The sequence below is a fragment of the Streptomyces sp. NPDC102402 genome, from assembly GCF_044765765.1.
Taxonomy (GTDB): Bacteria; Actinomycetota; Actinomycetes; order Streptomycetales; family Streptomycetaceae; genus Streptomyces.
In genome coordinates this window covers 516,055-541,093 of record NZ_JBIWKR010000004.1, presented here as the reverse complement: position 1 = coordinate 541,093, position 25,039 = coordinate 516,055, and the positions used below count along the sequence as shown (strand labels likewise).

Annotated in this window: 25 protein-coding genes; 16 read left to right on the top strand and 9 right to left on the bottom strand. The window is 71.1% G+C overall.

Features of this window, described 5'->3' with window-relative positions; genetic code table 11:
• The first annotated feature begins 237 nt into the window (after positions 1-237).
• The 5 genes from ACIRJR_RS16175 (at position 238) to ACIRJR_RS16155 (ending at position 6,303) form a co-directional block, all read left to right on the top strand.
• The gene (locus ACIRJR_RS16175; protein WP_403780044.1) at positions 238-3,411 is read left to right on the top strand and encodes a glycosyl hydrolase 115 family protein; all 3,174 of its coding nucleotides are present in this window, start codon (positions 238-240) and stop codon (positions 3,409-3,411) included.
• Between the two features lie 27 nt (positions 3,412-3,438).
• The gene (locus tag ACIRJR_RS16170; RefSeq protein ID WP_403780041.1) at positions 3,439-3,843 is read left to right on the top strand and encodes a hypothetical protein; all 405 of its coding nucleotides are present in this window, start codon (positions 3,439-3,441) and stop codon (positions 3,841-3,843) included.
• A gap of 145 nt (positions 3,844-3,988) precedes the next feature.
• The gene (locus ACIRJR_RS16165; protein WP_403780038.1) at positions 3,989-5,071 is read left to right on the top strand and encodes an NADH:flavin oxidoreductase/NADH oxidase; all 1,083 of its coding nucleotides are present in this window, start codon (positions 3,989-3,991) and stop codon (positions 5,069-5,071) included.
• Positions 5,072-5,136: 65 nt separating this feature from the next.
• A complete protein-coding gene (locus tag ACIRJR_RS16160; RefSeq protein WP_403780035.1) occupies positions 5,137-5,865 on the top strand; it encodes a class I SAM-dependent methyltransferase in 729 nt (242 codons plus the stop codon).
• A 60-nt stretch (positions 5,866-5,925) separates the two neighbouring features.
• Positions 5,926-6,303 (top strand): ArsR/SmtB family transcription factor, encoded by a 378-nt coding sequence (locus tag ACIRJR_RS16155; protein WP_403780359.1) that lies wholly within the window; start codon positions 5,926-5,928, stop codon positions 6,301-6,303.
• 8 nt (positions 6,304-6,311) lie between these two features.
• On the opposite strand, the gene ACIRJR_RS16150 is transcribed toward ACIRJR_RS16155, so the two are convergent.
• Positions 6,312-6,974 carry a DUF305 domain-containing protein gene (locus ACIRJR_RS16150; protein ID WP_403780356.1) on the bottom strand — a complete coding sequence of 221 codons (663 nt, stop codon included), beginning with the start codon at positions 6,972-6,974 and terminating at the stop codon, positions 6,312-6,314.
• A 181-nt stretch (positions 6,975-7,155) separates the two neighbouring features.
• On the opposite strand from ACIRJR_RS16150, the gene ACIRJR_RS16145 reads away from it, so the two are divergent.
• Complete coding sequence (locus tag ACIRJR_RS16145; RefSeq protein WP_403780032.1) at positions 7,156-8,646, top strand: LVIVD repeat-containing protein; 1,491 nt, start codon at positions 7,156-7,158, stop codon at positions 8,644-8,646.
• A 171-nt stretch (positions 8,647-8,817) separates the two neighbouring features.
• Here the strand turns inward: ACIRJR_RS16145 and ACIRJR_RS16140 are convergent, their stop codons facing one another.
• From ACIRJR_RS16140 to ACIRJR_RS16120, 5 genes are all read right to left on the bottom strand, one after another.
• A complete protein-coding gene (locus ACIRJR_RS16140) occupies positions 8,818-8,997 on the bottom strand; it encodes a hypothetical protein (RefSeq protein WP_403780029.1) in 180 nt (59 codons plus the stop codon).
• Positions 8,998-9,077: 80 nt separating this feature from the next.
• Positions 9,078-9,803 (bottom strand): HAD family hydrolase, encoded by a 726-nt coding sequence (locus ACIRJR_RS16135; RefSeq protein ID WP_403780026.1) that lies wholly within the window; start codon positions 9,801-9,803, stop codon positions 9,078-9,080.
• 29 nt (positions 9,804-9,832) lie between these two features.
• The gene (locus ACIRJR_RS16130; RefSeq protein WP_403780023.1) at positions 9,833-10,528 is read right to left on the bottom strand and encodes a phosphatase PAP2 family protein; all 696 of its coding nucleotides are present in this window, start codon (positions 10,526-10,528) and stop codon (positions 9,833-9,835) included.
• Positions 10,529-10,562: 34 nt separating this feature from the next.
• The gene (locus ACIRJR_RS16125) at positions 10,563-11,498 is read right to left on the bottom strand and encodes a M56 family metallopeptidase (RefSeq protein ID WP_403780020.1); all 936 of its coding nucleotides are present in this window, start codon (positions 11,496-11,498) and stop codon (positions 10,563-10,565) included.
• An 87-nt stretch (positions 11,499-11,585) separates the two neighbouring features.
• Positions 11,586-12,176 carry a DUF5134 domain-containing protein gene (locus ACIRJR_RS16120; protein ID WP_403780017.1) on the bottom strand — a complete coding sequence of 197 codons (591 nt, stop codon included), beginning with the start codon at positions 12,174-12,176 and terminating at the stop codon, positions 11,586-11,588.
• 180 nt (positions 12,177-12,356) lie between these two features.
• Here ACIRJR_RS16120 and ACIRJR_RS16115 point away from each other — a divergent pair, with 180 nt between their 5' ends.
• The gene (locus tag ACIRJR_RS16115) at positions 12,357-12,905 is read left to right on the top strand and encodes a GNAT family N-acetyltransferase (RefSeq protein WP_403780014.1); all 549 of its coding nucleotides are present in this window, start codon (positions 12,357-12,359) and stop codon (positions 12,903-12,905) included.
• A gap of 41 nt (positions 12,906-12,946) precedes the next feature.
• Here the strand turns inward: ACIRJR_RS16115 and ACIRJR_RS16110 are convergent, their stop codons facing one another.
• Positions 12,947-13,597: a glycerophosphodiester phosphodiesterase gene (locus tag ACIRJR_RS16110; RefSeq protein WP_403780353.1), complete on the bottom strand. Its 651-nt coding sequence runs from the start codon at positions 13,595-13,597 to the stop codon at positions 12,947-12,949.
• Between the two features lie 280 nt (positions 13,598-13,877).
• On the opposite strand from ACIRJR_RS16110, the gene ACIRJR_RS16105 reads away from it, so the two are divergent.
• From ACIRJR_RS16105 to ACIRJR_RS16095, 3 genes are read left to right on the top strand one after another with little or no spacing between them, the layout of a single operon-like run.
• Positions 13,878-15,275 (top strand): DUF6421 family protein, encoded by a 1,398-nt coding sequence (locus ACIRJR_RS16105; RefSeq protein WP_403780011.1) that lies wholly within the window; start codon positions 13,878-13,880, stop codon positions 15,273-15,275.
• Positions 15,276-15,301: 26 nt separating this feature from the next.
• Entirely contained in the window at positions 15,302-16,066 is a 765-nt protein-coding gene (locus ACIRJR_RS16100) for an SDR family NAD(P)-dependent oxidoreductase (RefSeq protein ID WP_403780008.1), read from the top strand.
• A complete protein-coding gene (locus tag ACIRJR_RS16095) occupies positions 16,045-17,127 on the top strand; it encodes a threonine aldolase family protein (protein ID WP_403780005.1) in 1,083 nt (360 codons plus the stop codon). Before ACIRJR_RS16100 ends, ACIRJR_RS16095 begins: the two co-directional genes overlap by 22 nt.
• Positions 17,128-17,263: 136 nt before the next feature.
• Here the strand turns inward: ACIRJR_RS16095 and ACIRJR_RS16090 are convergent, their stop codons facing one another.
• Entirely contained in the window at positions 17,264-17,986 is a 723-nt protein-coding gene (locus ACIRJR_RS16090; protein WP_403780002.1) for a lysophospholipid acyltransferase family protein, read from the bottom strand.
• 219 nt (positions 17,987-18,205) lie between these two features.
• On the opposite strand from ACIRJR_RS16090, the gene ACIRJR_RS16085 reads away from it, so the two are divergent.
• The 5 genes from ACIRJR_RS16085 (at position 18,206) to ACIRJR_RS16065 (ending at position 22,713) form a co-directional block, all read left to right on the top strand.
• Positions 18,206-18,532, top strand: coding sequence for a TlpA family protein disulfide reductase (locus ACIRJR_RS16085; protein WP_403779999.1), 327 nt, complete (start codon positions 18,206-18,208; stop codon positions 18,530-18,532).
• Positions 18,533-18,729: 197 nt separating this feature from the next.
• Complete coding sequence (locus ACIRJR_RS16080; protein WP_403779996.1) at positions 18,730-19,236, top strand: flavin reductase family protein; 507 nt, start codon at positions 18,730-18,732, stop codon at positions 19,234-19,236.
• A 201-nt stretch (positions 19,237-19,437) separates the two neighbouring features.
• Positions 19,438-20,223: an electron transfer flavoprotein subunit beta/FixA family protein gene (locus tag ACIRJR_RS16075; RefSeq protein ID WP_033305351.1), complete on the top strand. Its 786-nt coding sequence runs from the start codon at positions 19,438-19,440 to the stop codon at positions 20,221-20,223.
• A 57-nt stretch (positions 20,224-20,280) separates the two neighbouring features.
• The gene (locus tag ACIRJR_RS16070; RefSeq protein ID WP_403779993.1) at positions 20,281-21,243 is read left to right on the top strand and encodes an electron transfer flavoprotein subunit alpha/FixB family protein; all 963 of its coding nucleotides are present in this window, start codon (positions 20,281-20,283) and stop codon (positions 21,241-21,243) included.
• A 171-nt stretch (positions 21,244-21,414) separates the two neighbouring features.
• Positions 21,415-22,713, top strand: coding sequence for a DUF6986 family protein (locus ACIRJR_RS16065; RefSeq protein WP_403780350.1), 1,299 nt, complete (start codon positions 21,415-21,417; stop codon positions 22,711-22,713).
• Between the two features lie 6 nt (positions 22,714-22,719).
• Here ACIRJR_RS16065 and ACIRJR_RS16060 read toward each other — a convergent pair whose 3' ends face one another.
• Positions 22,720-23,751 carry a LacI family DNA-binding transcriptional regulator gene (locus tag ACIRJR_RS16060; protein WP_403779990.1) on the bottom strand — a complete coding sequence of 344 codons (1,032 nt, stop codon included), beginning with the start codon at positions 23,749-23,751 and terminating at the stop codon, positions 22,720-22,722.
• A 179-nt stretch (positions 23,752-23,930) separates the two neighbouring features.
• Here ACIRJR_RS16060 and ACIRJR_RS16055 point away from each other — a divergent pair, with 179 nt between their 5' ends.
• Complete coding sequence (locus ACIRJR_RS16055; RefSeq protein ID WP_403779987.1) at positions 23,931-24,908, top strand: ROK family protein; 978 nt, start codon at positions 23,931-23,933, stop codon at positions 24,906-24,908.
• Positions 24,909-25,039 lie beyond the last annotated feature (131 nt).

Genomic DNA, 25,039 nt, shown 5'->3' with positions numbered 1-25,039 from the left:
CCAGTGCCTCCGCCGCCACCGGGCGGCACGGCGGGAAGGGGGGCGGCGCAGCCGCCCGGCACTCTCGGCCGGAAGGCCGGACCGCGCATCGGTACGGCCGTCGGCCCCACCGCCCTCTCCGACGGCGCGTCTGCCGCGCCGAAGCCGCGGGTGGCCGATGCCCGGGACCGCACCGAGAGCCTGTCAGGGGCTGACGCCCGTCCGATTTGTCATGTGTGTGAACGAAATGGGAGCAGCATGGACAAGCACACCAGCCGCAGGTCGGTCCTCGGAGCCGGCCTCGGGTTCACGGCGCTCGCGGCGACGCCGCTCGGATCGCTGACGGGACTGACCGGGGAGGCCTCCGCGGCGGATTCCGGTGGCTTCGCGGCGGCCAGGCCCACCGATCCCGGCGCGTACATCTCGTTCACCCCTCGACCTGGCGCCTTCCCCCTGGTCAGGGGTGGCAGGGCGGCCTCGGTCGTGGTCAGCGACCAGGACCACGAGGGTGTCCTCCGGGCGGCCGGAGACCTCAGGGACGACATCGAGCGCGTCACCGGCGTCCGCCCCGCGCTCTCGCGGGACACGGTGCCGCGCGGCCGCGAGACGGTCCTCGTGGGCACCATCGGCCGCAGTCCGCTGATCGACGGGCTGATCGCCTCCGGCAGGCTGAACGTCTCCGGGACGGCGGGCAGGTGGGAGACCAGCCTGCAGACCGTGGTGGAGAATCCCCTCCCGGGCGTGGACCGCGCGTTCGTCATCGCGGGCAGCGACCAGCGCGGCACGATCTTCGGCGCGTACGACGTCTCCAGGGGCATCGGGGTCTCGCCCTGGTACTGGTGGGACGACGTCGTCCCCGTCCACCGTGACGCGCTGTACGTCCTGCCCGGCCTGCACAGCCAGGGCACCCCCGCCGTGAAGTACCGCGGGTTCTTCGTCAACGACGAGAACCCGGCGCTCGGCACCTGGGCACCCGCCTTCTTCGGTCCCGGGAAGGCCCCCGGCTACGAAGGCGGGTTCAACGCCGCCTTCTACGCCAGGATCTTCGAAGTGATGCTGCGGCTGAAGGCCAACTACCTCTGGCCGGCGGTCTGGGGCCGCGCGTTCGCCGAGGACGACCCGGAGAACCACGCCACCGCGAAGGCGTACGGCGTCGTCATGGGCACCTCGCACGAGGCACCCATGATGCGGGGCATCGAGGAGTGGAACCGGCACGCCGTCGCCGCGGTGCGAGACAGCGCGGGGAACATCACCGAGCCGGGCCACGATCCCTACGGGGGCACCGGCGAGTGGTCGTTCCGCCGCAACGCCGAGGCCATCAAGGCCTACTGGCGGGAGGGCATCCGCCGGATGGCGGACGAGGACTTCGAGGGTGTGGTCACCCTCGGCATGCGCGGGAACGGCGACGTCAGCCTGCCCGACGGCGACGGAATCGAGCTGATGACCGAGATCATCGCCACCCAGCGCGCGATCCTCGCAGACGAACTCGGAGCCGAGGACGCGGTCCCGCAGGTGTGGACGCTCTACAAGGAGGTCCAGCACTACTGGGACCGCGGGCTGCGGGTCCCGGACGACATCACCGTCGTCCTCACCGACGACAACTGGGCCAACCTCCGCAAACTGCCGGACCTGGAGAACGACGCCCGTGGCGGCGGATACGGGCTCTACCACCACTTCGACTACGTCGGGGTGGGACGCAACTACAAGTGGGTCGACACCACCTCGCTCCCCAACCTGTGGGACCAGCTCCACCAGAGCGCGGTCTACGGGAACCACGGCCTCTGGGTCACCAACGTGGGAGACCTCAAGGGCAACGAACTGCCGACCCAGTTCTTCCTGGAGTACGCCTGGAACCCCGAGCGCTGGCCCCTGGACGCGCTCCCGGAGTGGGAGGAGCGGTACGCCGCGCAGAACTTCGGCGGGCGGCAGGCCGAGGAGATCGCCGCGATCCTGCGGACGTACGCCCGCCTGCAGTCCCGCCGCAAGCCCGAACTGCTCAACCGGAAGATCACCCTCGATCCGGCCAAGGATCCGGCGACGGACTCCTCCGCCATCGTCTACGACGACCGGGCCACGCCCTTCAGCATCGTCGACTACCGCGAGCTGGAGCGGGTCACCGAGGACTGGCGGCGCCTGGAGGCAGCCGCGGAACGAGTCCGGCGGGGGCTTCCCGCGTCCGCCCAGGACGCCTGGTACGAACTGGTCGGATACGCGGTGCGGGCGACCGCCAATCTGTACGCGCTGAGGGAGGCCGAGTTCACCAACCTGCACTACGCGCCCCAGGGCCGGGCCCTGACCAATCAGCTCGCGGCCACCGCCGAGGCCGGTCTCGCCGAGGACTTCGCCCTTGCCGAGCGGTTCGGCACCGAGGTGGCCGACGGCAAGTGGGACGGGTTCCAGAGCCAGCCGCACATCGGGTACGGCGACGTGGACCGCTACGGCCCCAACGCCCCCTGGCAGCAGCCGGAGCTGAACAACGTGGCGATCGCGGACGAGGTCTTCCCTGCCGTGCGCCGCATCGAGCTTCCGAGGAGGGCGGAGATGGGCGTCGCCGTCGACGGCTCGCCGGCCTGGTGGCCGGAGTCCGGCGCCGAGGCGGAGCTGCCGGTCTTCAGCCCGTACCAGAGCCAGCCGGCGCAGTACGTCGAGGTGTTCAACCGCGGCAGTGAACCCTTCGACTTCCGTATCCGTACCGGCGCCTCCTGGCTGATCGCCGACCGGACCCGGGGGCGGGTGGAAGCCCAGACCCGGGTCACCTTCCGGGTCGACTGGTCGCGCGCCCCGAAGGGTGTGACACGGATCCCGGTCACCGTGTCAGGACCCGGCGACAGCGAGGTCGTCGTCCGGGCCGTGGTCGACCGGCCGCGGCTGGAGCGGGCGCGGCTCACGGGGTTCGTCGAGGCCAACGGATACGTCTCCGTCGAGGCCGACCACTTCCACCGGGCGGTCGGCGGCGACGGAATCACCTGGCGGCGCATTCCCGGGATCGGCCGCACCGGAGCCGGCATGGAGCCCTTCCCGGTGACCGCGGCGCGCAGGACCCCGGGCGGCCGGGGGCCCCGGCTGGAGTACCGGGTCAGCCTGTTCACCACCGGGCCGGTCACGGTCTGGGCGTACCTCTCCCCCCGGAACAGCGCCCTGGCGGGCGACGGTCTGACCTATGCGGTCTCCTTCGACGACGACACCCCGCAGTCCGTCGACATCACCGGGGCCACGGGGGCCGACGACGGCACCATGAACACGCAGTGGGCCCGCAACACCTCGGACAACGTCAACCGCACCGCCACCGAGCACCGCATCGGCCGGGCCGGCGCCCACGTGCTGAAATTCTGGATGGTCGACCCGACCGTGGTACTCCAGAACCTCGTGGTGGACACCGGCGGTCTGAAGCCCAGCTATCTGGGCCCGCCGGAGAGTCTCCGGCTGAACTGACCGGAGCGGGACGAGGAGGCGGCAGGAATGGGCATCGAGATCCGGGACACGGAGGGGCGCGGTGCGACGCTGGGGGTGGCCCCGGGGCCGGAGGAGGGGCCGCTCCAGGTCGCGATCCTGGTCGAGGGCCACCCGGCGGGCGCCTCATGGTCATGCTCCCCGGCGGCGGCCAGGGAGCTGGCCGCCGCCCTCACCACCGCGGCCGCCGAGGCGGAGAGCGCGCGGTCGTCGGAACCCGTCACCGTCAAGGCGTCCGAGCTGCTGCGTGGCGACGTGCGGGACGGGGCCCGCCTCATGACGGTGGAGACCGTGAGGAGGGACGGAGCGAACGTCCAGGTGACCTGGACATCGGGAGGCGGACGCAGCTGGAGCCAGATGTACGAGGCCGACACCGGGATCCGGCTCCGGAGGCGGCTGCCGCCAGGGCGGTGAGGGGTTCCGCACGGGGCGCTTCGTCATTCGACGATCGCCGTAGTACGGTGAACGTCGTAGTACGATGGAAGTCGTACGAAGCGGCGGTCCGGCATGTCCGGCCCGCCGCGCCGACCGTCGCAACCCCGAGGAATCGGAGCCCCCTGTGAGTGCACTGTTCGAGCCCTACACCCTGCGGTCGCTGACGATCCGGAACCGTGTCTGGATGGCCCCGATGTGCCAGTACAGCGCCGCCCCCGACGGCCCGGCGGCCGGAGCTCCGAACGACTGGCACTTCCAGCACTACGCAGCCCGCGCGGTCGGCGGCGCCGGCCTCGTCGTCGTCGAGGCGACGGGTGTGAGCCCCGAAGGCCGCATCTCCCCGCAGGACCTCGGCATCTGGAACGACACCCAGGTCGAGGCCTTCCGCCGCATCACGGACTTCCTGAAGAGCCAGAACACCGTTCCGGCGATCCAGATCGCGCACGCGGGCCGCAAGGGCTCCACAGACCGCCCCTGGAAGGGCGGCGCCCCGCTCGGACCCGACGCGCACGGGTGGCAGCCGGTCGCGCCGAGTGCGGTCGCGTTCGACGAGAAGCACCCCGTCCCGACCGAGCTGACCGTCGCGGACATCAAGGACGTCGTCCGGCAGTTCGCCGACGCCGCCCGCCGCTCCCTGGACGCCGGCTTCGAGGTCGTGGAGGTCCACGGCGCCCACGGCTACCTGATAGGCGAGTTCCTCTCCCCGCACTCCAACAGGCGCACGGACGAGTACGGCGGCTCGTACGAGAACCGCACCCGCTTCGCCCTCGAGGTGGTCGACGCCGTGCGCGCCGTCTGGCCCGACGGGCTGCCCCTGTTCTTCCGGATCTCCGCCACCGACTGGCTCGAGGACGGCCAGGGCTGGACCGCCGATGACACGGTCCGCTTCGCCACCGACCTGGAGGCCCACGGCGTCGACCTCCTCGACACCTCCACCGGAGGCAACGCCGCAGGCGTGCGCATCCCCGTCGGCCCCGGCTACCAGGTCCCCTTCGCGGCCCGCGTCAAGACCGGAACCACCCTGCCCGTCGCGGCCGTCGGCCTGATCACCGAGGCCCGGCAGGCCGAGAAGATACTGGCGAACGGCGAGGCCGACGCGGTCCTCCTCGGCCGCGAGCTGCTCCGCAACCCCTCGTGGGCCCTGCACGCCGCGCGCGAGCTCGGTGCTGAACCGCACGTCCCGGACCAGTACCACCGCTCCGTCTGACAGCGGGCGCACCGCTGCTCCACGACTGCGCGGCGCGCCACCCCGTCTGTGGGTACGCTGCGGCGATGTTCACTCCCGAGGGCCCCACGCTGCGCGAACTGGCCGTCCAGGCGCTCTCTTCGACGATGCGCGGATACGACCTGCTCGCCCCGAAGTTCGACCTCACGCCCTACCGGACCCCGGACCGGGTGCTCGAAGCCGTCGCCGACGCGGTTCGGCCCCTCGGACCGTTCGGCCGCGGCCTGGACGTCTGCTGCGGCACCGGGGCCGGGGTGGGTGTGCTGCGCGGACTGTGCGACGAGCGGGTCACAGGCGTCGACTTCAGCGCCGGAATGCTCGACGTCGCCCGGTCCGCGCACCCCGGGAGCGCGGACGGCCCGGCCGTGGAGTGGGTCCGGGCCGACGCCCTGGCGCTGCCGTTCACCCGGACCTTCGACCTGGCCATGAGCTTCGGCGCGTTCGGTCACTTCCTGCCGGACGAGCGCCCCCGGCTGTTCGGCCAGGTGCACGCGGCGCTCCGGCAGGGCGGCCTGTTCGTCTTCCCGGTGGGTGCGCCGCCGGCAGTCGGCTCCAGGGCCTACTGGTCACTGCTCGGCTTCGACGCGGTCATGCGGGTGCGCAACGCCCTGTGGCGCCCGCCCTTCGTCATGTACTACCGCACGTTCCCGCTCGCCGGCGTGGTGGACGACCTGGTGCGCACCGGCTTCACCGTGCGGCTCCTGCCGATGGAGGAGTTCGGACGCAGGCCGGACGGAAGCCCGCGCGTCCGGCTCGTGGCGGCCTCTCGCGCGTAGGTGCGACGGGAGCCGCGACGAATCCCGTATCGCACCCAGAAGTACGATGAATCTCGTATGATGGAAGCCCCCGCACGAAGTGGAGCCATCGTGACGACGAACGCCGCTCGCGTGCTCGCCCACCCCGCGCGCGAAGAGATCCGCGTCGAGGGCGTGCTCCACGCGCTGTCCGACCCGATCAGGCTGCGGATCGTCCGTCAGCTCGCCGGCGCTGCGGACGAACAGGCCTGTTCCCGCTTCGATCTCCCGGTGTCCAAGTCCACCACCACCCACCATTTCAGGGTGCTCCGTGAGAACGGCGTGATCACGCAGTTCTACCGCGGCACGGCCAAACTGAGCTGTGTGCGGACGGAAGACCTGGACGCCCTCTTCCCCGGCCTGCTGGACAGCGTCCTCGGGGGAGCGGACCTGCAGGCCGAGCGCCTCGGCCAGGGCTGACGGCCCCCTCAGGTCATCAGCCCGCGCATACGGTCGATCTCCACGGTCTGCTGCGCGACGACGTCGTTGGCCATCTCCTCCACCAGTACGTTGTTGCCGTCCGCGAGAGCCTCGGTCGCCATGGTGACCGCCCCCTGATGGTGGGTGATCATCAGCTCGAGGAAGAGCCGGTCGAAGGCCTTGCCCCGCTCGCCGCGCAACTGCTCGATCTGCTTGTCCGTCGCCATGCCGGGCATCGCGTCGTGGTCGTGGGTCTCCTCGCGCTCGTCACCACCGTTGTTCTTCAGCCACCCCTCCATCGCGCCGATCTCGGGCTTCTGGGCTGCCGATATGCGCTTCGCGAGACGTCCGACCGACGTGGAGGACCCGCGCCCGGGAACGAGAGCGGTGAGCACGAGGGCCTGTTCGTGATGCTCGATCATCATGCGGGCGTACCGGAAGTCGGCGGAGTTGGGGGTGTCGTCCCCTGCGGCCTTCGCCGCTTCCTCGGCCGACAGCGTCCTGGCCGGCTCGCCGGGCTTCCCGGGTGCCAGGACCGGAGGCCCCGCGTCCGCACCGGTCTCCACCCCGTCGCCGCCGCTGCCCCCGTCGCAGCCGCCCAGGGTGAGGACGGCGGCCGCGAGCGCCGCCAGCAGGGCTGTCGCGCGTCCGCTGCGTGTCCGACGGGGCATCAGCACGGTGACCTCCATTGCCACATGAGTGTGTTGCAGACCGTCCTAACACCTATCACCGGTCGATGATCAAAAACTTTTATTACGTCTCTGTTGCCATCTGTTGGTGTGTACACGCGAGGGACGATACTGCCGGGGTCCATGAACCGTTGTTCGACGGACGGATACAAGGGAGGACGCAGTGACCTCGTTGCACACCACCAGCGTGCGGCGCAGACGTCTGGGAGTGGCGGCAGCCGCGGCCGGGCTCATCGCCACGCTGTTCACGGCCGGACCCGCGGCTGCGACACCCGACCCGGGCGACAGCGCCACCACCCCCAGCGGTGTCTCCGTGAGCGAACAGGCCGAAGCCAGGGCCGCCATCCGGAGCGGTGAGATACCCGGCGTGGACGAGATAGTCCACAGCGACAACATCGAGCACCTCACGAACATCCCCAAGGACGCGCTCCAGGGGCTCAACACGGACCTGGCCTTCCAGGGCACCTATGCCTACGCCGGCAACTACGACGGGTTCCGGATCTTCGACATCCGCAACCCGAAGAAGCCGAAGACCGTCGCGCAGGTTCTCTGCCCCGGCTCGCAGAACGACATCTCCGTCTCCGGGAACCTGCTCTTCCTGTCGACCGACTCCTCGCGCAGCGACGACTCGTGTGCCAGCACCACCCAGCCGGCAACGGAGAAGTCCTCCTGGGAGGGCATGAAGGTCTTCGACATCAGCGACAAGCGCAACCCGAAGTACGTCGCCGCCGTCGAGACCGCCTGCGGCTCGCACACCCACACGATCGTTCCCGAGCGCAAGGACGTGTACGTCTACGTCTCGTCGTACTCACCGAACGAGACGTTCCCGGACTGCCAGCCGCCGCACGACGGCATCTCCGTCATCAAGGTGCCGCGCGGCGCGCCCGAGCGCGCCCGGATCGTGAACTTCCCCGTGCTCTTCCCGGACGGCGGCAATCCGGGCGCACCGGACAACCCGGGCGTCTCGAAGACCACGGGCTGCCACGACATCACCGTGCTCCCCTCGAAGGACCTGGCAGCCGGGGCGTGCATGGGGGACGGTCTGCTGTTCTCCATCAAGGACCCGGCGAACCCGAAGATCATCGACCGGGTCCAGGACAACGTGAACTTCGCGTTCTGGCACTCCGCGACCTTCAACCAGGGCGCGGACAAGGTCGTGTTCACCGACGAGCTCGGCGGCGGCGGCGCGGCCACCTGCAACGACGAGATCGGCCCGAACCGCGGCGCCGACGGCATCTACGACATCACGGGCCGCGGCGACCACCGCAAGCTGGTCTTCCGCAGCTACTTCAAGATCGACCGCCCGCAGGCCGACACCGAGGTCTGCGTCGCGCACAACGGCTCGATCATCCCGGTCAAGGGCAAGGACCTGATGGTCCAGGCCTGGTACCAGGGCGGGGTCTCCGTGTGGGACTTCACCAACTCGTCCAAGCCGAAGGAGATCGCGTACTTCGAGCGCGGTCCCGTCTCCACGGACGCCGTCACCACGGCCGGCCCCTGGTCGGCGTACTACTACAACGGCTACATCTACTCCAACGACATAGCCAAGGGCTTCGACGTCCTGAAGCTCGACGACCGGCGCACGGACCCGGCGAAGAAGGTGCGGCTGCCCGAGCTCAACGTGCAGACGCAGCCGGACTACTTCGACCGCTGAACGACCCGCTGACTCCGCGGTGAGAACGAGTGCCCCGCCGGGCGGACACGTCCGGCGGGGCACCACGATCTCCATTGACCCGCGGGCGGCACGGGGACATGCTGTACCCCTGACTCCGGCGATGCGGGGGATCGCCGGAATCAGGCGGGGCGCAGCACGCCGCCCCGAGGCTCAGGCGGCCGGCCGGACACTCGTTCCCGCGGCCGCGGCCCACTCCACGAGCAGTCGCTGATACGTCGTCTCGTCGTCCGGGGACAGCAGTCCGCCCGCGCGCTTCCACAGGGTCCGGATCTCTTCATTGACCACGGAGGCGGGGCGCACGGCGACGGACGGGTTCGGATACGGGGACATGTCCACCAAGCTAAACCCCCGCAGGGCGCTCGACCCCACTCAGGGGCAGGGATATCCCTCACACTTCCTCCCGGAATCCTTTACGAACCGGGCCTGTGGGGCCCCTTCCCGGTCATTTCCGACAATCCGAGAGACCGCAGCCCGTCCGGTCGCTCCGTGACGGGCAGATGGTCCACGAAACGCACCTCACACCCGAGAACGGCCGCGCCCGCGTCCGCGTGGCGGTCGTCACCGATCATGACCACGTCCGCGGGATCGTGCCCCAGCAAGGCGCACGCCGTGCGGAAGAGGCGCGGATCGGGCTTCCGGGCGTCGTGCTCGTAGGACAGGACGTAGGCGTCCACCAGCTCGTCCAGGCCGTGCGCGCGGAAGACGGGACGCAGGTCCCAGCCGATGTTGCTCACGACGCCGACCGCGACGCCGTCGCGGCGGAGCCCGCGCAGCACCTCGGCCGCGTCCGGGTAGGGCTGCCAGGCATCCGGGCTCATGTGGCGCTCGTACAGCGCGTCGTGCAGGGCGGGGTCCGGCAGGTCCACCTGGCGGGCCAGACCGGTGTACGCCGCCCGGTGCAGCTCGGCACGGAGGTCACGGCCCGCCCACGCGGTGGCCAGCTCCGGTGGGATCCGCCCGGGCGGCGGGCCTCCCGGGAGCGCTCCGGAGGCGGTCAGGTCACGTGTGAACCGTTCGAAGTCCGCCTGTCCCACGATGACGCCCCGCGAGTCGAGGACGGCACGGAGCCACGTGGCGACGGACTCGATCCGGAAGAGGGTCCCGGAGAAGTCGAAAAGCGCACCCTTGATCTGCATGACGCGATGATGGCCGCTCGCCGAGGCGCCTACAAGGGCGGGTCCTGCTCGTCGGCCGGCCGGCGGGTGCGCGCGGTGTACCCGCCGTAGGCGGCCGTGGAGAGCGCGACCACGGTGCCTCCCAGCAGCGCGCCGCCCAGTACGTCGGTCAGCCAGTGCACGCCCAGGTACACGCGTGTCCACGCCACACCGGCCACGGAGACGGCGGCGAGCGCCGACGCGCCCCACCACAGAGGGGCCTGCGCGCCGTGGAGGCGCAGCAGCCACAGCAGCAGACCGCAGGTCACGGCCGCGGTCATGACATGGCCCGAGGGGAAGGCCGCGTACTGCGCCGAGTCCACCGGGTCGGCCCATCGTGGACGGTCCTTGCCGACTGCCGCCTTCAGCCCCTGCTGGACGAGCGTGGCGAGCAGACTGGTCGCGGCGACCCAGCCGGCGAGCAGCCGTGAGCCGCGCCACCACAGGGCGAGGACGACGGCGGCGGTCAGCACCCGCATCGTCCAGGGATCCCATACCCAGTCCGTCAGCACTCGGTTGACATGGACCCACCCCGGTTCGGTCACCGCGCGGCGGTGCAACGCCTCGGCCACCGTGGTGTCCAGTGAGGTGAGGGGCGACCAGCCTGCCGCGACCAGCACGAGCAGCGCGAGTGACAGGGCGGCGCAGACGAGGCCCGTGACGAGCTGGGGGGACCTGGTGCGTGGAGGGTGAGGGGGGGAGTGCATGGAGCCGATACTCGTTCACGACCCGCGCGTGAAGCTATCCCAGAGCGCTGAGTCCCGGCACGAAGGCCACCAGTAGCGGTACGACCGGCACCAGTGCGGCGGCGGCCGTCAGCCGCAGCCGCCGGCCCGCGGTCAGGCGTTCCACCGGTGTGAGCAAGCGGTTGACCCTGAGGGGGACATGGGCTCCGGATGCGGGCGCCGGTCCGAACACGCCCCGGTCCTCGTTCAGTTCGACCAGGGCGAGGGCGATCGTGAGGCGGCCGAAGCGCCGGGAGGCGACATCGTCCGCGGCCAGCTCGACGAGACGGTGCATCTCGTCGCGGAAGGCGGCGAACACCGGCACCTGCGGGAATCCGGTCGCGAGCGCGTCCGAGCAGTGCAGGAGCCAGTCGTGCCGGGCCTGCGCATGGCCCTGTTCGTGTGCCAGCACGGCATCGAGCTGACGGCCTTTCAGCCGGCCGAGTGCCGCGGTGGTGATGACCAGTTGGGGTGCCGAGCCCGGCAGCCACCACGCATCGGGCCGCTCCCCCTCCAGCACCACGAGGCGTCCGCCGCCGGGCTCCTCGCCCGGCAGCAGCGGGGCGCGGACCAGCAGTTCACCGCGCCGCTGCCTGCGGCGGGACCGGGCCCGGTGGATCTCCCGTACGAGCATGGCGGCCGTCCACATCCCGCCCAGTGCCAGCAGGACCGCGATGACCGCCGACCACGGGCCGTACGCGCCGAAGGCGTAGGCCTCCACCACGCCACTCGGGGCGGGGGCGAATACATGGCCGCGGACGGCCTGCCAGGCGGCGGCCGCGCTGAGTGTCATCGAGAGTCCGAACGACAGCAGGACCCCCGCGACCACGCACTGCCAGACCCACAGGGCCACGACCGGCTCACGCTCCGGCCAACGGGCCCTCGCCATCAGGCCCGGGGCCGCGACGGCGGCCAGTGCACCGAGCAGCAGCAGCGCGAGGGAGACCAACATGGGCGTCAGCCTATGAGTGCCGCGGTACCCACGGGTATGGCAGCGCACGCCAAGTGACGTACGACACGGGGCCGGGGACCCGCTGTCTCACAGAGTGAGCAGCATGGCGAACATGGCCGTCCCCATCGCCAGCCTGCAGGCCAGGGCCAGCTCCGGTCGCCCGCCCGGGCCCGCCAGGACGTCGGTACTGCCGCCGAGGGGCGGCCCGGCGGGCAGGGGAGCCGGTATCAGCCGACCGGCGGAACGCAGGACGTACAGCGCGTAGTACGTCAGGAACACACCCGTCAGCACGGGCACGCCTCCGGCCGCCCCCGCTCCGTGTCCGGAATGAGCGCCGTCCGCCGCGTGGGACGCTCCCGGAGCCATGGCGACGGCCATGTAGACCATGGCCAGCGAACCGACCAGATGATGGAGATGGTGCCCGCCGTCCCTGGCGCGTACCACCGCGTGCAGCGAGGCGGCTCCGAACACCGCCGCGTACAGCACCCACGTCCGCGCCGGGAGGGTGAGCAGGGCCGTGGGCACCGCCATCGCGGCCATCCCGAAACCCATCAGCGCCTCCGCGCGCGCCGATCTGCGTTCCCGCTCCGTGCCGTCACGGGTCCGCAGCAGGCAGTACGCCCCTGTGGCCCCGCACAACACCATGAGCAGCCAGCCGGACAGCGCCGGTCCGTGCACGGTGTACCTCCCCCTGCGGCGATCGACGCCGGTGTCGTCCCATCGATGCCCCGTTCCGGATGCCGTTACCGGGGCGCATTGGGGTACTGGGGGCGCGTGCCCGGGCCTGCGGGGGGCGGCCGGGGGGGCGGGTTAGTCTCGGGCATGCACAGCGGCGGCACATCACGGGAGAAGAACCACATGGACAGCGCACCGGCCACGACACGGGCGGAACCCACCTTCCGCGACGCGACCGACGACGACGTGCCGGTCCTGGTGCGACTCGTGGAGAGTGCCTACCGGGGCGACGCGAGCCGGGCCGGGTGGACCACCGAGGCGGACATCCTCCAGGGCCGGCGGACCGACGCCGACGGGGTGCGCGAGGTGCTCGCGACCCCCTCGGGCCGGGTCCTCGTCGTCGAACAGGAGGGCGTCCCGGTCGCCTGCTGTCAGCTCGAACACCGTGGGAAGGCCGCGTACTTCGGCATGTTCGCGGTGACGCCGCAGCTTCAGGGTGCCGGCCTCGGCAAGGTGATCATCGCCGAGGCGGAGCGCACGGCCCGTGAGGACTGGGGTGTGGGCGAGATGCACATGACGGTGATCTCGGTCCGTCATGAGCTGATCGCCTGGTACGAGCGCCGGGGCTACCGCCGTACGGGAGAGCTGACGCCCTTCCCGTACGGTGACGAGCGCTTCGGCGTCCCGCAGCGCGACGACCTCGCGTTCGAGCTGCTGGTCAAGGAGCTGTAGAGCGCCGGACCGGCGGCGCCCGCCGGCCCCGCGGCCCCGGTTCAGGCGGTGAAGCGGCCCGCGCGCCGGATCTCCGGGTAGTCGGTCGTCGCGCCGTCGAGTCCCAGCGCACGGACCAGCCGCAGCTGGTCCTGGGTGTTGACCACCCAGCCGATCACCTTCAGGCCCTCGGCGTGCGCCAGCTCGACCACCTCGAGGGTGAGGCGGCGGAGGTTCAGGGCGAGCGTGGCCGCGCCCACCGCCTTCGCCCGCGCCACCACGTCGCCCTCCCAGCGGCTGGCGATGAGCACCGTCCGCACCCCGGGGACCAGCCGCGCGATCTCGGCGACCGCCGCGTCGTGGAACGAGGACACCTCGACACGGCCGGTCAGATCCCGCCGCAGCATCACCTCGGCCAGGGCCCTCGCGGCCGCCTCGTCCTTGATCTCGGCCTGAACGGGGGAGCCGATCGCGTCGAGCACCTCCTCGAAGACGGGTACCCGCTCGCCCTGCCCGGCGTCGAGCTCCCGGAGCTCGGCCAGCGTCTTCTCCGAGATGAGCCCCCGTCCGTCCGTCGTGCGGTCCACGGCCGCGTCGTGCATCACGGCGAGCGCCCCGTCCTTGCTGAGATGGAGATCGAGCTCGACGGCGTCCATGCCGGCCTGCTCGGCGTGCGTGAACGAGCGCAGCGTGTTCTCCGGTTCGACACCCATGACCCCGCGATGACCGATGGTGAGAAAAGTCAAGGCACTCCTGCTTCCGTCCGTCGTGTCCGCCCCGCGCGCGGCTCCTACCCCCAGGGAACCAGTTCGCTCCCGCGGGATGCCCTTCGCCCGGTCACTCCGACGGAAGGAGTTGTCACGCTGAGGTGTGGCAGGAAAAATAACGGTGAGGATGGGGTGCGGCAGGATATTTTTCGGCCCCCCACTTGTCCGAAGGAACCGAGCATGGATACGGTTGCTTGACGAGAGGTTCTCCCGTGAAGGAAGTGTCATGACGGAAATTCTTGAGCAAGCGACCGCCACCGACCGGACAGCCGCCGCCCAGCGGGTCGTGGAGCACCCGGCCTGGCCCTTGCTCAAGAGCGCCGTGGAGGAGCTCCGCCCCTGGCAGTCCAAGGACGGCTCCGTCGACTTCGCCGCGGACGGTGCTCCGTCCCCCGAGACGGCCGGGGCCGTCGTCGAGCGCGTGGTCGCAGCGGTCCGGCAGCTCTCCCCACTGCTCCCGCACGACGACGCCTACCACCGCGCACTCGTCACCGACCTGCGCCGATGGGCCGAGGACGGCTTCGGCGTCCCGGACTTCCTCGACTCCCTGCTGGCCTTCCAGCCCGCCAAGGACCGCACCGACGGCCTCCAGCACCTGGCCGTGTTCGCGATGTACACGCAGAACGGCAACCCGGACCGCAATCTCGAAGCCGTCGTGCTGCGGATGGTGTGGCCCGAGTGGCTCGCCGACCTCGAGGCCACGCGATACGACAACCCGCTGTTCTGCGGGATCACCTTCGAGGACTTCACCTCGGGATACGACACCAACTCCGCCGTGCTCTTCCCCGAGACGATCGCCGTACGCGAGGCGCCGGAGCGCTTCAGCTGGGGCGGCATCTTCTGCGACCGTGAGGCCGCCCGCTTCCGCCGCGTGACCGAGGCGTCCGTGGGTCTGCTGGGTCTCGAGCTGCCCGACGACATCCGCGAGATGCTCGGCGACCAGAAGCGCTGCGAGCAGGCCTTCGTGCTCTGGGACATGGTCCACGACCGCACGCACAGCCACGGTGACCTGCCGTTCGACCCCTTCATGATCAAGCAGCGCCAGCCGTTCTGGATGTACGGCCTCGAGGAGCTGCGCTGCGACCTCACCGCATTCCGGGAGGCCGTGAAGCTGGAGGCCGACGGCTTCGGGCAGGGGCGCGACGTGCAGTTCGCCGTTCTCTTCGACCGGATGTTCCGCTTCCCCGTCACCGGTGAGCGCGTGCGCAACTACGACGGTCTCGGCGGCCAGCTGCTCTTCGCCTACCTGCACAAGCACGACGTCGTCCGCTGGACCGACAACACCCTCAAGATCGACTGGGACCGGGCCCCGCAGGTCACCAATCAGCTCTGCGGAGAGATCGAGAAGCTCTACCGCGACGGCATCGACCGCCCGAAACTGGTCCACTGGTTCGCGGCGTACGACCTGGTCTCGACCTACCTCGCACCCCATCCGGGATCCCGCTGGGCCAAGGGACCGGACGCCCTGGACCTGACACAACCCCCTCGCAAGCTCGTCGACGACGTGCTTCCTGACGAGTTTCCCCTGAGCATGTTCTATGAGGCGCTCTCCAAGAAGCTGAAGCACGTGATCGCCTCCACCAAGGGGATCACTGCGGCGGACTCCGGGCGGGCAGCCGCGTGAGCGTGGGTTCTGAGGAGGCGGTGGCGATGAACGGAACAGCCGGGGCCGACAGTGGTGTGCTCGAGGGTGCGGTGATCGCGGTGGCCGGGGCCGCCGGCCCGGCGGGCCGGGCCACGCTGCTCAGGCTCGCCGAGGCGGGGGCGACCGTGGTCGCCTCCGACGCGAATCCGGAGCGGCTCGTCGAAGCGGTCGACGCCGCGCGATACGCACACGGGGGAGCGACCGTCACCGGCGACACGGTCGATCTCCTCGATCCGGGTGCCGCGCGGGAGTGGGCCCTCAAGACGGAGAAGGAATTCGGACGGGTCGACGGCCTGGTCCACCTCGTCGGGGGCTGGCGCGGCGGATCCGGCTTCGCGGACACCAGCCTCGCCGACTGGGACTTCCTCGAGAAACTGCTGATCCGCACCGTGCAGTCGACCTCGCTGGCCTTCCACGAGGTCCTCCAGCGCAGCGACCGCGGCCGGTACGTGCTGATCAGCGCGGCCGGAGCCAGCAGCCCCACCGCCGGCAACGCGGCCTACTCCGCGTCCAAGGCGGCGGCAGAGGCGTGGACCCTCGCCCTCGCCGACGCCTTCCGCAAGGCGGGGGGCGACGCGGGGCCCACATCGGCCGCTGCGATCCTGGTCGTCAAGGCACTGGTGCACGACGCGATGCGCGCCGAGCGCCCGAATGCGAAGTTCGCGGGCTTCACGGACGTCAAGGAGCTGGCCGAGGCCATCGCCGGGGTCTGGGACAAGCCCGCCGGAGAAGTGAACGGAAAGCGTCTGTGGCTGACCCCGCAACCGTAAGGACCGACGCGCGACGGCACCACGACCCACAGGTGCGTGGTTTCGCGAGCGACAACTACGCCGGAGCGCACCCGGAGATCCTGGCGGCCCTCGCCCTCGCCAACGGCGGACATCAGGTCGCCTACGGTGAGGACGACTACACCGGACACCTCCAGCGGGTCATGCACAGCCATTTCGGCCCCACCGCCGAGGCCTTCCCGGTCTTCAACGGCACCGGAGCCAACGTCGTCGCGCTCCAGGCGCTGACGGACCGATGGGGCGCGGTGATCTGCGCCGAGTCCGCCCACATCAACGTGGACGAGGGCGGGGCGCCGGAACGGGTGGGCGGACTCAAGCTGCTCACCGTCCCGACCCCGGACGGCAAGCTGACCCCGGAGCTCATCGACCGGGAGGCGTACGGCTGGGACGACGAGCACCGGGCGATGCCGCAGGTCGTCTCGATCACGCAGAACACCGAGCTCGGCACCGTCTACACCCCCGGCGAGATCCGCGCCATCTGCGACCACGCCCATGAGCGGGGCATGAAGGTGCACCTCGACGGCGCCCGGATAGCCAACGCCGCCGCGTCGCTGGACGTGCCGATGCGTACGTTCACCAACACGGTGGGTGTCGACGTCCTCTCCTTCGGCGGCACCAAGAACGGCGCGCTCTTCGGTGAGGCGGTCGTCGTCCTGAACCCGGACTCGGTCCGGGCCATGAAGCATCTGCGCAAGCTGTCGATGCAGCTCGCCTCCAAGATGCGCTTCGTCTCGGTCCAGCTCGAGGCGCTGCTCGCGCGCGACCTCTGGCTGCGCAACGCCCGCCACGCCAACGCCATGGCCCAGCGGCTCGCCGAGGGGGTCCGGGCGGTGGACGGTGTCGAGATCCTCCACCCGGTCCAGGCCAACGCCGTCTTCGCGCGGCTGCCGCACGAGGTCACCGAGCGGCTGCAGAAGCGGTTCCGCTTCTACTTCTGGGACGAGAAGGCCGGAGACGTCCGCTGGATGTGCGCCTTCGACACCCATGAGGACGATGTCGACGCCTTCGTGCTGGCGCTCAAGGAAGAGATGGCGCGGCAGTAAGGGAACGCGCGTGCGGCCGGCCGGGAGCGTATCGCGCTCCCGGCCGGCCGCACCGCTGTGCCCGCCCCGCGACGTCGGAGGCGACCGTCCTGCCGCCTCCACGGCGGCGAGGCGTCTCCTCCGTCACGCGGCCGTGTCAGCCGCGCTCGCGCGCCTCTGCGGGTGTCGGAGCCGTACCGCCGAGGTGCGCCGGAACCCACCAGGTGTCGGCCGCGTCCCTGGGCCGTACCGGATAGGCGCGCTGCGCGGCTTCGAGGAGCTCCTGGACGCGCTCGCGCAGGCGGCGGGTGATCGCCCCCGCGTACTGGTCGGCGGGTGCCTCGACGGCCTCGCCCACCCGGATCGTGATCGGGGTGTGGCTGCGCCCGAAGTTGCGCGGGCGCCCCTTGGTCCACAGCCGCTGGGTGCCCCACAGCGCCATCGGGATCAGCGGTACGCCGGCTTCCTGTGCCAGTCGCGCGGCGCCCGACTTGAAGCTCTTCAGGGTGAAGGACTGCGAGATGGTCGCCTCGGGGAACACTCCGACGATCTCGCCCGAGCGCAAGGACGCCAGGGCGTGCGCGTAGGCGTCCTCGCCCTGGTTGCGGTCTACGGGGATGTGCTTCATGCCGCGCATCAGCGGCCCGGACACCTTGTGCCGGAACACCGACTCCTTCGCCATGAAGCGGACGAGCCGCTTCTGGGGCAGGGCGCCGAGTCCGGTGAAGATGAAGTCCAGATAGCTGATGTGGTTGCTGACCAGAACCGCGCCACCGGTCTTCGGGATGTGCTCCGAACCCTGGGTGTCGATCTTCAGGTCGAGCGCCTTGAACAGCGTGCGAGCGGCGCCGATGACCGGCCGATAGACGAGTTCTGCCATCTGGATGAAGACCCTTCTTCAATGCCTGGGGAGGGTTCTCCCGGCGGAAGTTACGCAGCCGTAGGTTTTCGGCATTGGGGCGATCGTGCCCCATGTGCGACGCCGTGGCCAGCCCCAAAGGGCCCGGGGCGAGAGATTCTCGTCACGTGAATCCTCCGGGAATGTAATGCGGCCGCAGGGTGCTGACCCTCTGCGCAGAGCTCTGAGAGGGAGGGCGTAATGGACGGGCAGACAGCTGCCGACACGCTGGACACGGCTCAACTCGGCGCGGAACTGGGGGATCGGGCCACTCTGGTGCAGTTCTCGAGTGCGTTCTGCCAGCCGTGCCGTGCCACCCGGCGCACGCTCGCCGAGGTGGCGGGCATGGTCGAGGGCGTGGCCCATGTCGAGATCGACGCCGAGGCACGTCTCGCGCTCGTACGCCGCCTCGGCATCACCAGGACCCCCACGGTCCTGGTGCTCGACGCGACGGGCCGCATCGTGCGCCGGGCGGCCGGTCAGCCGCGTACGGCGGATGTCGTCGCCGCTCTGGGGCAGGCGATGTGACGGACCGTGACGCATCTCCCACATGACGGGACGCACTTGACTGTGCACACCACGCATCGTCACTCTGACGCTATGCCGCCAGAACTCCTTCTCTTCGGCCGGGTCCATGTCGACCTCGTGCGTCACGCGAGCGCGCGCTGCCAGGGTGCCTGACGAACCCACGGACCCGTACACCCCCCTCGCAGAAGGACCTCCCCATGTCAGCCTCACCCGATCTCGGCACTTCCCGGACGGCTGCTCCCGAACTCCTCCGCTCCGTCTTCCGGCAGCACGCCGCCGGGGTCGCCGTGATCACCGCCGCGGGCGCCGGCCCGGTCGGCTTCACCGCGACGTCGCTCAACTCCGTCGCCGCGCAGCCGCCGCTCGTCTCCTTCGGTGTGGGCACCTCGTCCTCCAGCTGGCCCGTGGTCGCCGAGGCGGAGCACATCGGCGTGCACATACTCGGTGAGGGGCAGCGGGAGCTGGCCACGACGTTCGCGCGCAGCGGAGCCGACCGGTTCGGCCCGTCCACCGAGTGGCGCACGGGCCCGGAGGGAGTGCCTCTCCTGGAAGGTGTGGTGGCCTGGCTGGTCTGCCGGGTCGTGGCCCGGATCCCCGCGGGAGACCACCGCATCGTGATCGCCGAGGTGGTGGCGGGGGACCCCTCCGGGGGAGGCCGGCCGCTGGTCTACCACCAGGGCCGGTTCACGGCTCTGCGAGACTGAGGGCGAGCAAGGCGGAACCAGGGTCCGGCCGTTGGCTACGTCACAGTTCCAAGCGCTTGCTTATGGGTAACGTACTGGGTGTACTGGCGAGTAATATTTCAGCCGGGGGCTCGGTCGCCCCGACCGGAAACCGCCCGATAAGGCGCCTATGCTGCGTGCAACAAGGCAGCCCAGAAATGACGATGCAGTAGGAGAGCCGGCGTGAGCTTGAGGATCGTTGTCTGTGTGAAGTACGTGCCCGACGCCACCGGCGACCGGCACTTCGCCGATGACCTGACCCTGGACCGTGACGACGTCGACGGTCTGCTGTCGGAGCTCGACGAGTACGCGGTCGAGCAGGCACTGCAGATCGCCGACGAGGCGGACGACGCGGAGATCACCGTGCTCACGGTGGGCCCCGAGGACGCCAAGGACGCGCTGCGCAAGGCGCTGTCGATGGGCGCCGACAAGGCCGTCCACGTCGAGGACGACGACCTGCACGGCACCGATGTCATCGGTACCTCCCTGGTCCTGGCCAAGGCTGTCGAGAAGACCGGTTACGACCTGGTCATCTGCGGTATGGCCTCGACGGACGGCACGATGGGTGTGCTCCCGGCGCTGCTCGCGGAGCGCCTCGGCGTCCCGCAGGTCACGCTGCTCTCCGAGGTCTCGGTCGACGGCGGCACCGTGAAGGGCCGCCGTGACGGCGACTCCGCTTCCGAGCAGCTGGAGGCGTCCCTGCCGGCCGTGGTCTCGGTGACCGACCAGTCGGGCGAGGCCCGTTACCCGTCGTTCAAGGGCATCATGGCGGCGAAGAAGAAGCCGGTCGAGTCCCTGGACCTGGAGGACCTGGAGATCGAGGCGGACGAGGTCGGCCTGGGCGGCTCCTGGACCGCGGTGGACTCCGCGGCCGAGCGTCCCGCCCGCACCGCGGGCACGATCGTCAAGGACGAGGGCGAGGGCGGCAAGCAGCTGGCCGAGTTCCTCGCGGGCCAGAAGTTCATCTGAGCCCCGGCCGTTCCCTCCATCGCCCCGCCTCTTTCGCACGCAGGAGATTGAAGTCCCATGGCTGAAGTTCTCGTCTATGTCGACCACGTGGACGGTGCCGTCCGCAAGCCCACCCTGGAGCTGCTGACGCTCGCCCGCCGCATCGGCGAGCCGGTCGCGCTCGCCCTGGGCAACGGTGCCGCCGACACCGCCGCCGCGCTCGCCGAGCACGGCGCGGTCAAGGTCCTGACCGCCGACGCGCCGGAGTTCGCCGACTACCTGGTCGTACCGAAGGTCGACGCGCTCCAGGCCGCCTACGGCGCGGTCTCCCCGGTCGCGGTGCTGCTGCCCTCCTCGGCCGAGGCCAAGGAGATCGCGGCCCGCCTCGCGCTCCGTATCGGCTCCGGCATCATCACCGACGCCGTCGACCTGGAGGCCGGTGACTCCGGCCCGGTCGCGACGCAGTCGGCCTTCGCCGCGTCGTACACCACCAAGTCCCGTGTCTCCAAGGGCACTCCGGTCATCACGGTCAAGCCGAACTCGGCCGCCGTCGAGGCCGCCCCGGCCGCGGGCGCCGTCGAGGCCCTGGCGGTCACCTTCTCCGCGACGGCCACCGGCACCAAGGTCCTCTCCCGCACCCCGCGCGAGTCGACCGGCCGTCCGGACCTGACCGAGGCCGCGATCGTCGTCTCCGGCGGCCGTGGCGTCAACGGCGCGGAGAACTTCGCGATCATCGAGGCGCTCGCCGACTCGCTCGGTGCGGCCGTCGGCGCCTCGCGTGCCGCGGTCGACGCCGGCTGGTACCCGCACACCAACCAGGTCGGCCAGACCGGTAAGTCGGTCTCCCCGCAGCTGTACATCGCCTCCGGCATCTCCGGCGCGATCCAGCACCGGGCCGGCATGCAGACCTCGAAGACCATCGTCGCGGTCAACAAGGACGCCGAGGCCCCGATCTTCGACCTCGTCGACTACGGCGTCGTCGGCGACCTCTTCGCCGTCGTCCCCCAGCTCACCGACGAGGTCAAGACCCGCAAGGGCTGACCCCGCAGGAGCTGTGCCCGTACGACGGCCCGGGGCCGCGTGGTGTTCGCACCGCGCGGCCCCGGGCCGTTTCCGATCACCATTGACGCACGACCGGCGGGCTTATAACTTCACTATGCGGATGAAAGATTCCGGGAAGTGGAAAACACTGAGCACATGGAGGGTACGGTCATGGGTCAGCAGGAGAAGGTGGCGACGAGCCTCACCGGCACGGTCGGTCAGGAGATCAGCGCCTCCCTCACGGCGGTGGACGCGGAACTCGCCCGCCGCTACCCGGGGGATCCCGGTACACGCCAGCCCGTCCACACCGTCTACGTCCCCGCCGACGCCTTCGCCGCCACCACCGTGCGCACCTGGGGCGACCAGGCGCTCGCGGCGCTCGACGAGCACGCCCCCGACGCCACCGCGCTCGCCGAGGTGCTCTCCATCCCCCGGGAGCTCGCCGGGCCCGTCCACGACCGCGTACGCGCCAAGCTCGAGCGCGAGCCCGTCGAGGACCTCCGGATCGACTTCGAGGACGGCTACGGGCCGCGCCCGGACGCCGAGGAGGACGAGGCGGCGGCCCGTGCGGCCCGCCTGGTCGCCGAGGCGTACGCCGACGGGACCGCGGCCCCGTACATGGGTATCCGGATGAAGTGCATGGAGGCCGCCGTGCGTGACCGGGGCATCCGTACCACCGACATCTTCCTCACCGGCCTGATGCGCGCCGGAGGCCTCCCCGAAGGCCTCGTGCTGACGCTGCCCAAGGTGACGTACCCCGAACAGGTCACCGCCTTCGTACGGCTCCTGGAGGCCTTCGAGGAGACCCACGGCCTGCCGGCCGGGCGCCTCGGGTTCGAGATCCAGATCGAGACCAGCCAGTCGATCCTCGCAGCCGACGGCACCGCCGCGGTCGCCCGCATGATCGACGCCGCACGGGGCCGGGCGACGGGCCTGCACTACGGGACCTTCGACTACAGCGCGTGTGTCGGTGTCAGCCCCGCCTACCAGGCCAGTGACCACCCGGCCGCCGACCACGCCAAGGCCGTCATGCAGGTCGCCGCGGCGGGCACGGGCGTGCGGGTCTGCGACGGTTCCACCAACGTGCTTCCGGTCGGCCCCACCACACAGGTCCACGACGCCTGGCGGCTGCACCACGGCCTCACCCGCCGCGCCCTGGCCCGCGCCTACTACCAGGGCTGGGACATGCACCCGGGGCACCTGCCCACCCGGTACGCCGCCGTCTACGCCTTCTACCGGGAGGGCCTCGGGCAGGCCGCGTCCCGGCTCGCCGCCTACGTCGCCAAGGCCGGCGGGGACGTCATGGACGAGCCCGCCACCGCGAAGGCGCTCAGCGGCTACCTTCTCCGCGGCATCGACTGCGGAGCCCTGGACGCCGACGAGGTCACCGGCCTCACCGGCCTGACCCGCGCGGACCTGGACGGCTTCGCCTCGCCCCGCCGCGGCGGGCTGACCGTGACGGCGCCGTAAGGCTCCTCAGGAGGCGGGTGGCAGCTCCCCCGAGCCGCGCGGGATGAGCCGGGTGGGGAGCTCCACCCGGGCGGGTGCGTGGGCGGCGCCGTCGAGGCGGCGGAAAAGGTGTTCCGCCGCGGTCCGGCCGACCGCCGACGCGTCCTGCGAGATCACGGTGATGCCCAGCAGGTCGGCCAGCTCGATGTCGTCGAAGCCGACCAGGGCGATCCGGCGGTCGCACTCGGCCAGGACGCGGACGGCGGTGACCGTCACACGGTTGTTGCCCGCGAAGAGCGCGGTCACCGGCTCGGGGCCGCTCAGCATGGTCTCGGCGGCCGCCCTCACGCGTGCCGGGTCGGTCGGGCCGAGGGAGACCCAGGCGTCCTCGACCTCGATCCCGGCGTCGGCCAGGGCCGCGTGGTAGCCGCGCAGACGTTCCGTCGCCGTGTGGATGCGCGGCTGGTCGCCGATGAAGCCGATCCTGCGGTGGCCGTGCGCGATCAGATGGGCGACGCCCGCCCGTGCGCCGCCGAAACTGTCCGAGAGGACCATGTCCGCGTCCACTCGGCCGGCCGGACGGTCGACGAACACGGTGGCGATGCCCGCCTTCATCTCGGGTTCGAGATACCGGTGGTCGTCCCCGGCCGGAATCACGATCAGGCCGTCCACCCGGCGGGCGCAGAGGGCGAGGACGAGTTCCTGCTCACGCTCCGGGTCCTCGGCGCTGGAGCCGTTGATCAGCAGTGCGCCGTGGGCGCGCGCCACTTCCTCCACGGCGCGGCTCAGCGGGCCGTAGAACGGGTCCGCCAGGTCCTCCAGCACCAGCCCGATGGACGCGGTGCGCCCCTTGCGCAGGACGCGCGCGCTGTCGTTGCGGCGGAACCCGAGTGCTTCGATGGCCTCCTGGACGCGGCGCTCGGTGTCGGGGGTGACGCCGGGCTCGCTGTTCACCACGCGGGAGACCGTCTTGAGGCCCACCCCGGCACGGGCCGCCACGTCCTTCATGGTCGGCCTGTTGCCGTAGCGGGACTCGGAATGGCGGGCGGTCTCGGCCACGGTGCGCTGTCCTGTCGTCGGGGACGGGTGATTCGGGCCCTCGCGGGTGGCGGGAGGGGTCCGGATGCTGTGGCGTCGAGCATAGGCCCTGGACAACGTTGTCAAGAGAATGGAGACTGGGCGGACCGACTATTGAACTCGCAGGTCCTGCGCCTCACCCCTCCGGAGAGTCCACACCGATGCTTACCGACCTCGTCGCCGCGCTCGACATCGGCGGCACCAAGATCGCCGGAGCGTTGGTGGACGGCGGCGGAACCCTGCTCCTGCGGGCACAGCGCCCCACGCCCGCCCGCGAGGGCGCCGAGGCCGTGATGGGCGCGGTGGCCGACGTCCTGGCGGAGCTGACGGCTTCCGAGCTGTGGCACAGGGCCGGAGCGGTCGGCATCGGCAGCGCGGGGCCCGTGGACGCCTCCGCCGGCACGGTCAGCCCGGTGAACGTCCCGGGCTGGCGCGGCTTCCCGCTGGTGGAGCGGGTGGCGTCGGCAACCGGCGGGCTGCCGGTCACGCTCGTCGGCGACGGGGTCGCGATGACGGCGGCCGAGCACTGGCTGGGTGCCGCCCGCGGTTACGACAACGCGCTGTGCCTGGTCGTCTCCACCGGCGTCGGCGGTGGCCTCGTACTCGGAGGGAAGCTGCACCCCGGCCCCTCGGGCAACGCCGGACACATCGGCCACATCAGCGTCGACCTGGACGGTGACCGCTGCCCCTGTGGCGCCCGCGGCTGCGTGGAGCGCCTCGCCAGCGGACCGAACATCGCGCGGCGAGCCCTGGAGAACGGCTGGCGCCCCGGCCCGGACGGGGATGCCACGGCCGCCGCGGTGGCCGCCGCCGCCCGGGCCGGCGATCCGGTCGCGGTCGCTTCCTTCGAGAGGGCCGCCCAGGCGCTCGCCGCCGGAATCGCCGCCACCGCCACGCTGACCGACATCGACATCGCTGTGATCGGCGGGGGAGTGGCCGGAGCGGGAGAGGTGCTCTTCGCGCCGCTGCGCAGGTCCCTGCGCGACTACGCGACCCTCTCCTTCGTCGAGGACCTCACCGTGACGTCAGCCGTGATGGGCACCGACGCGGGCCTGGTCGGCGCGGCGGCCGCGGCCTCCATGGCCCGGCCCGGCACCGCGAACGGAGTGCGGGCCCTGGCGTCTCCGCAGCCCCTGTAGTCCCCGCCGGTCCCCCGCGGCCGCGGGGGACCGGTGCCGGTCTCCGGCCGTTCCGGGCCACCCGCCGCAACCGCATGACCCCGGCGGGTTTCCGGAGCGGGGTGATGCGGGCAAGCCACAGGGGGCTACGG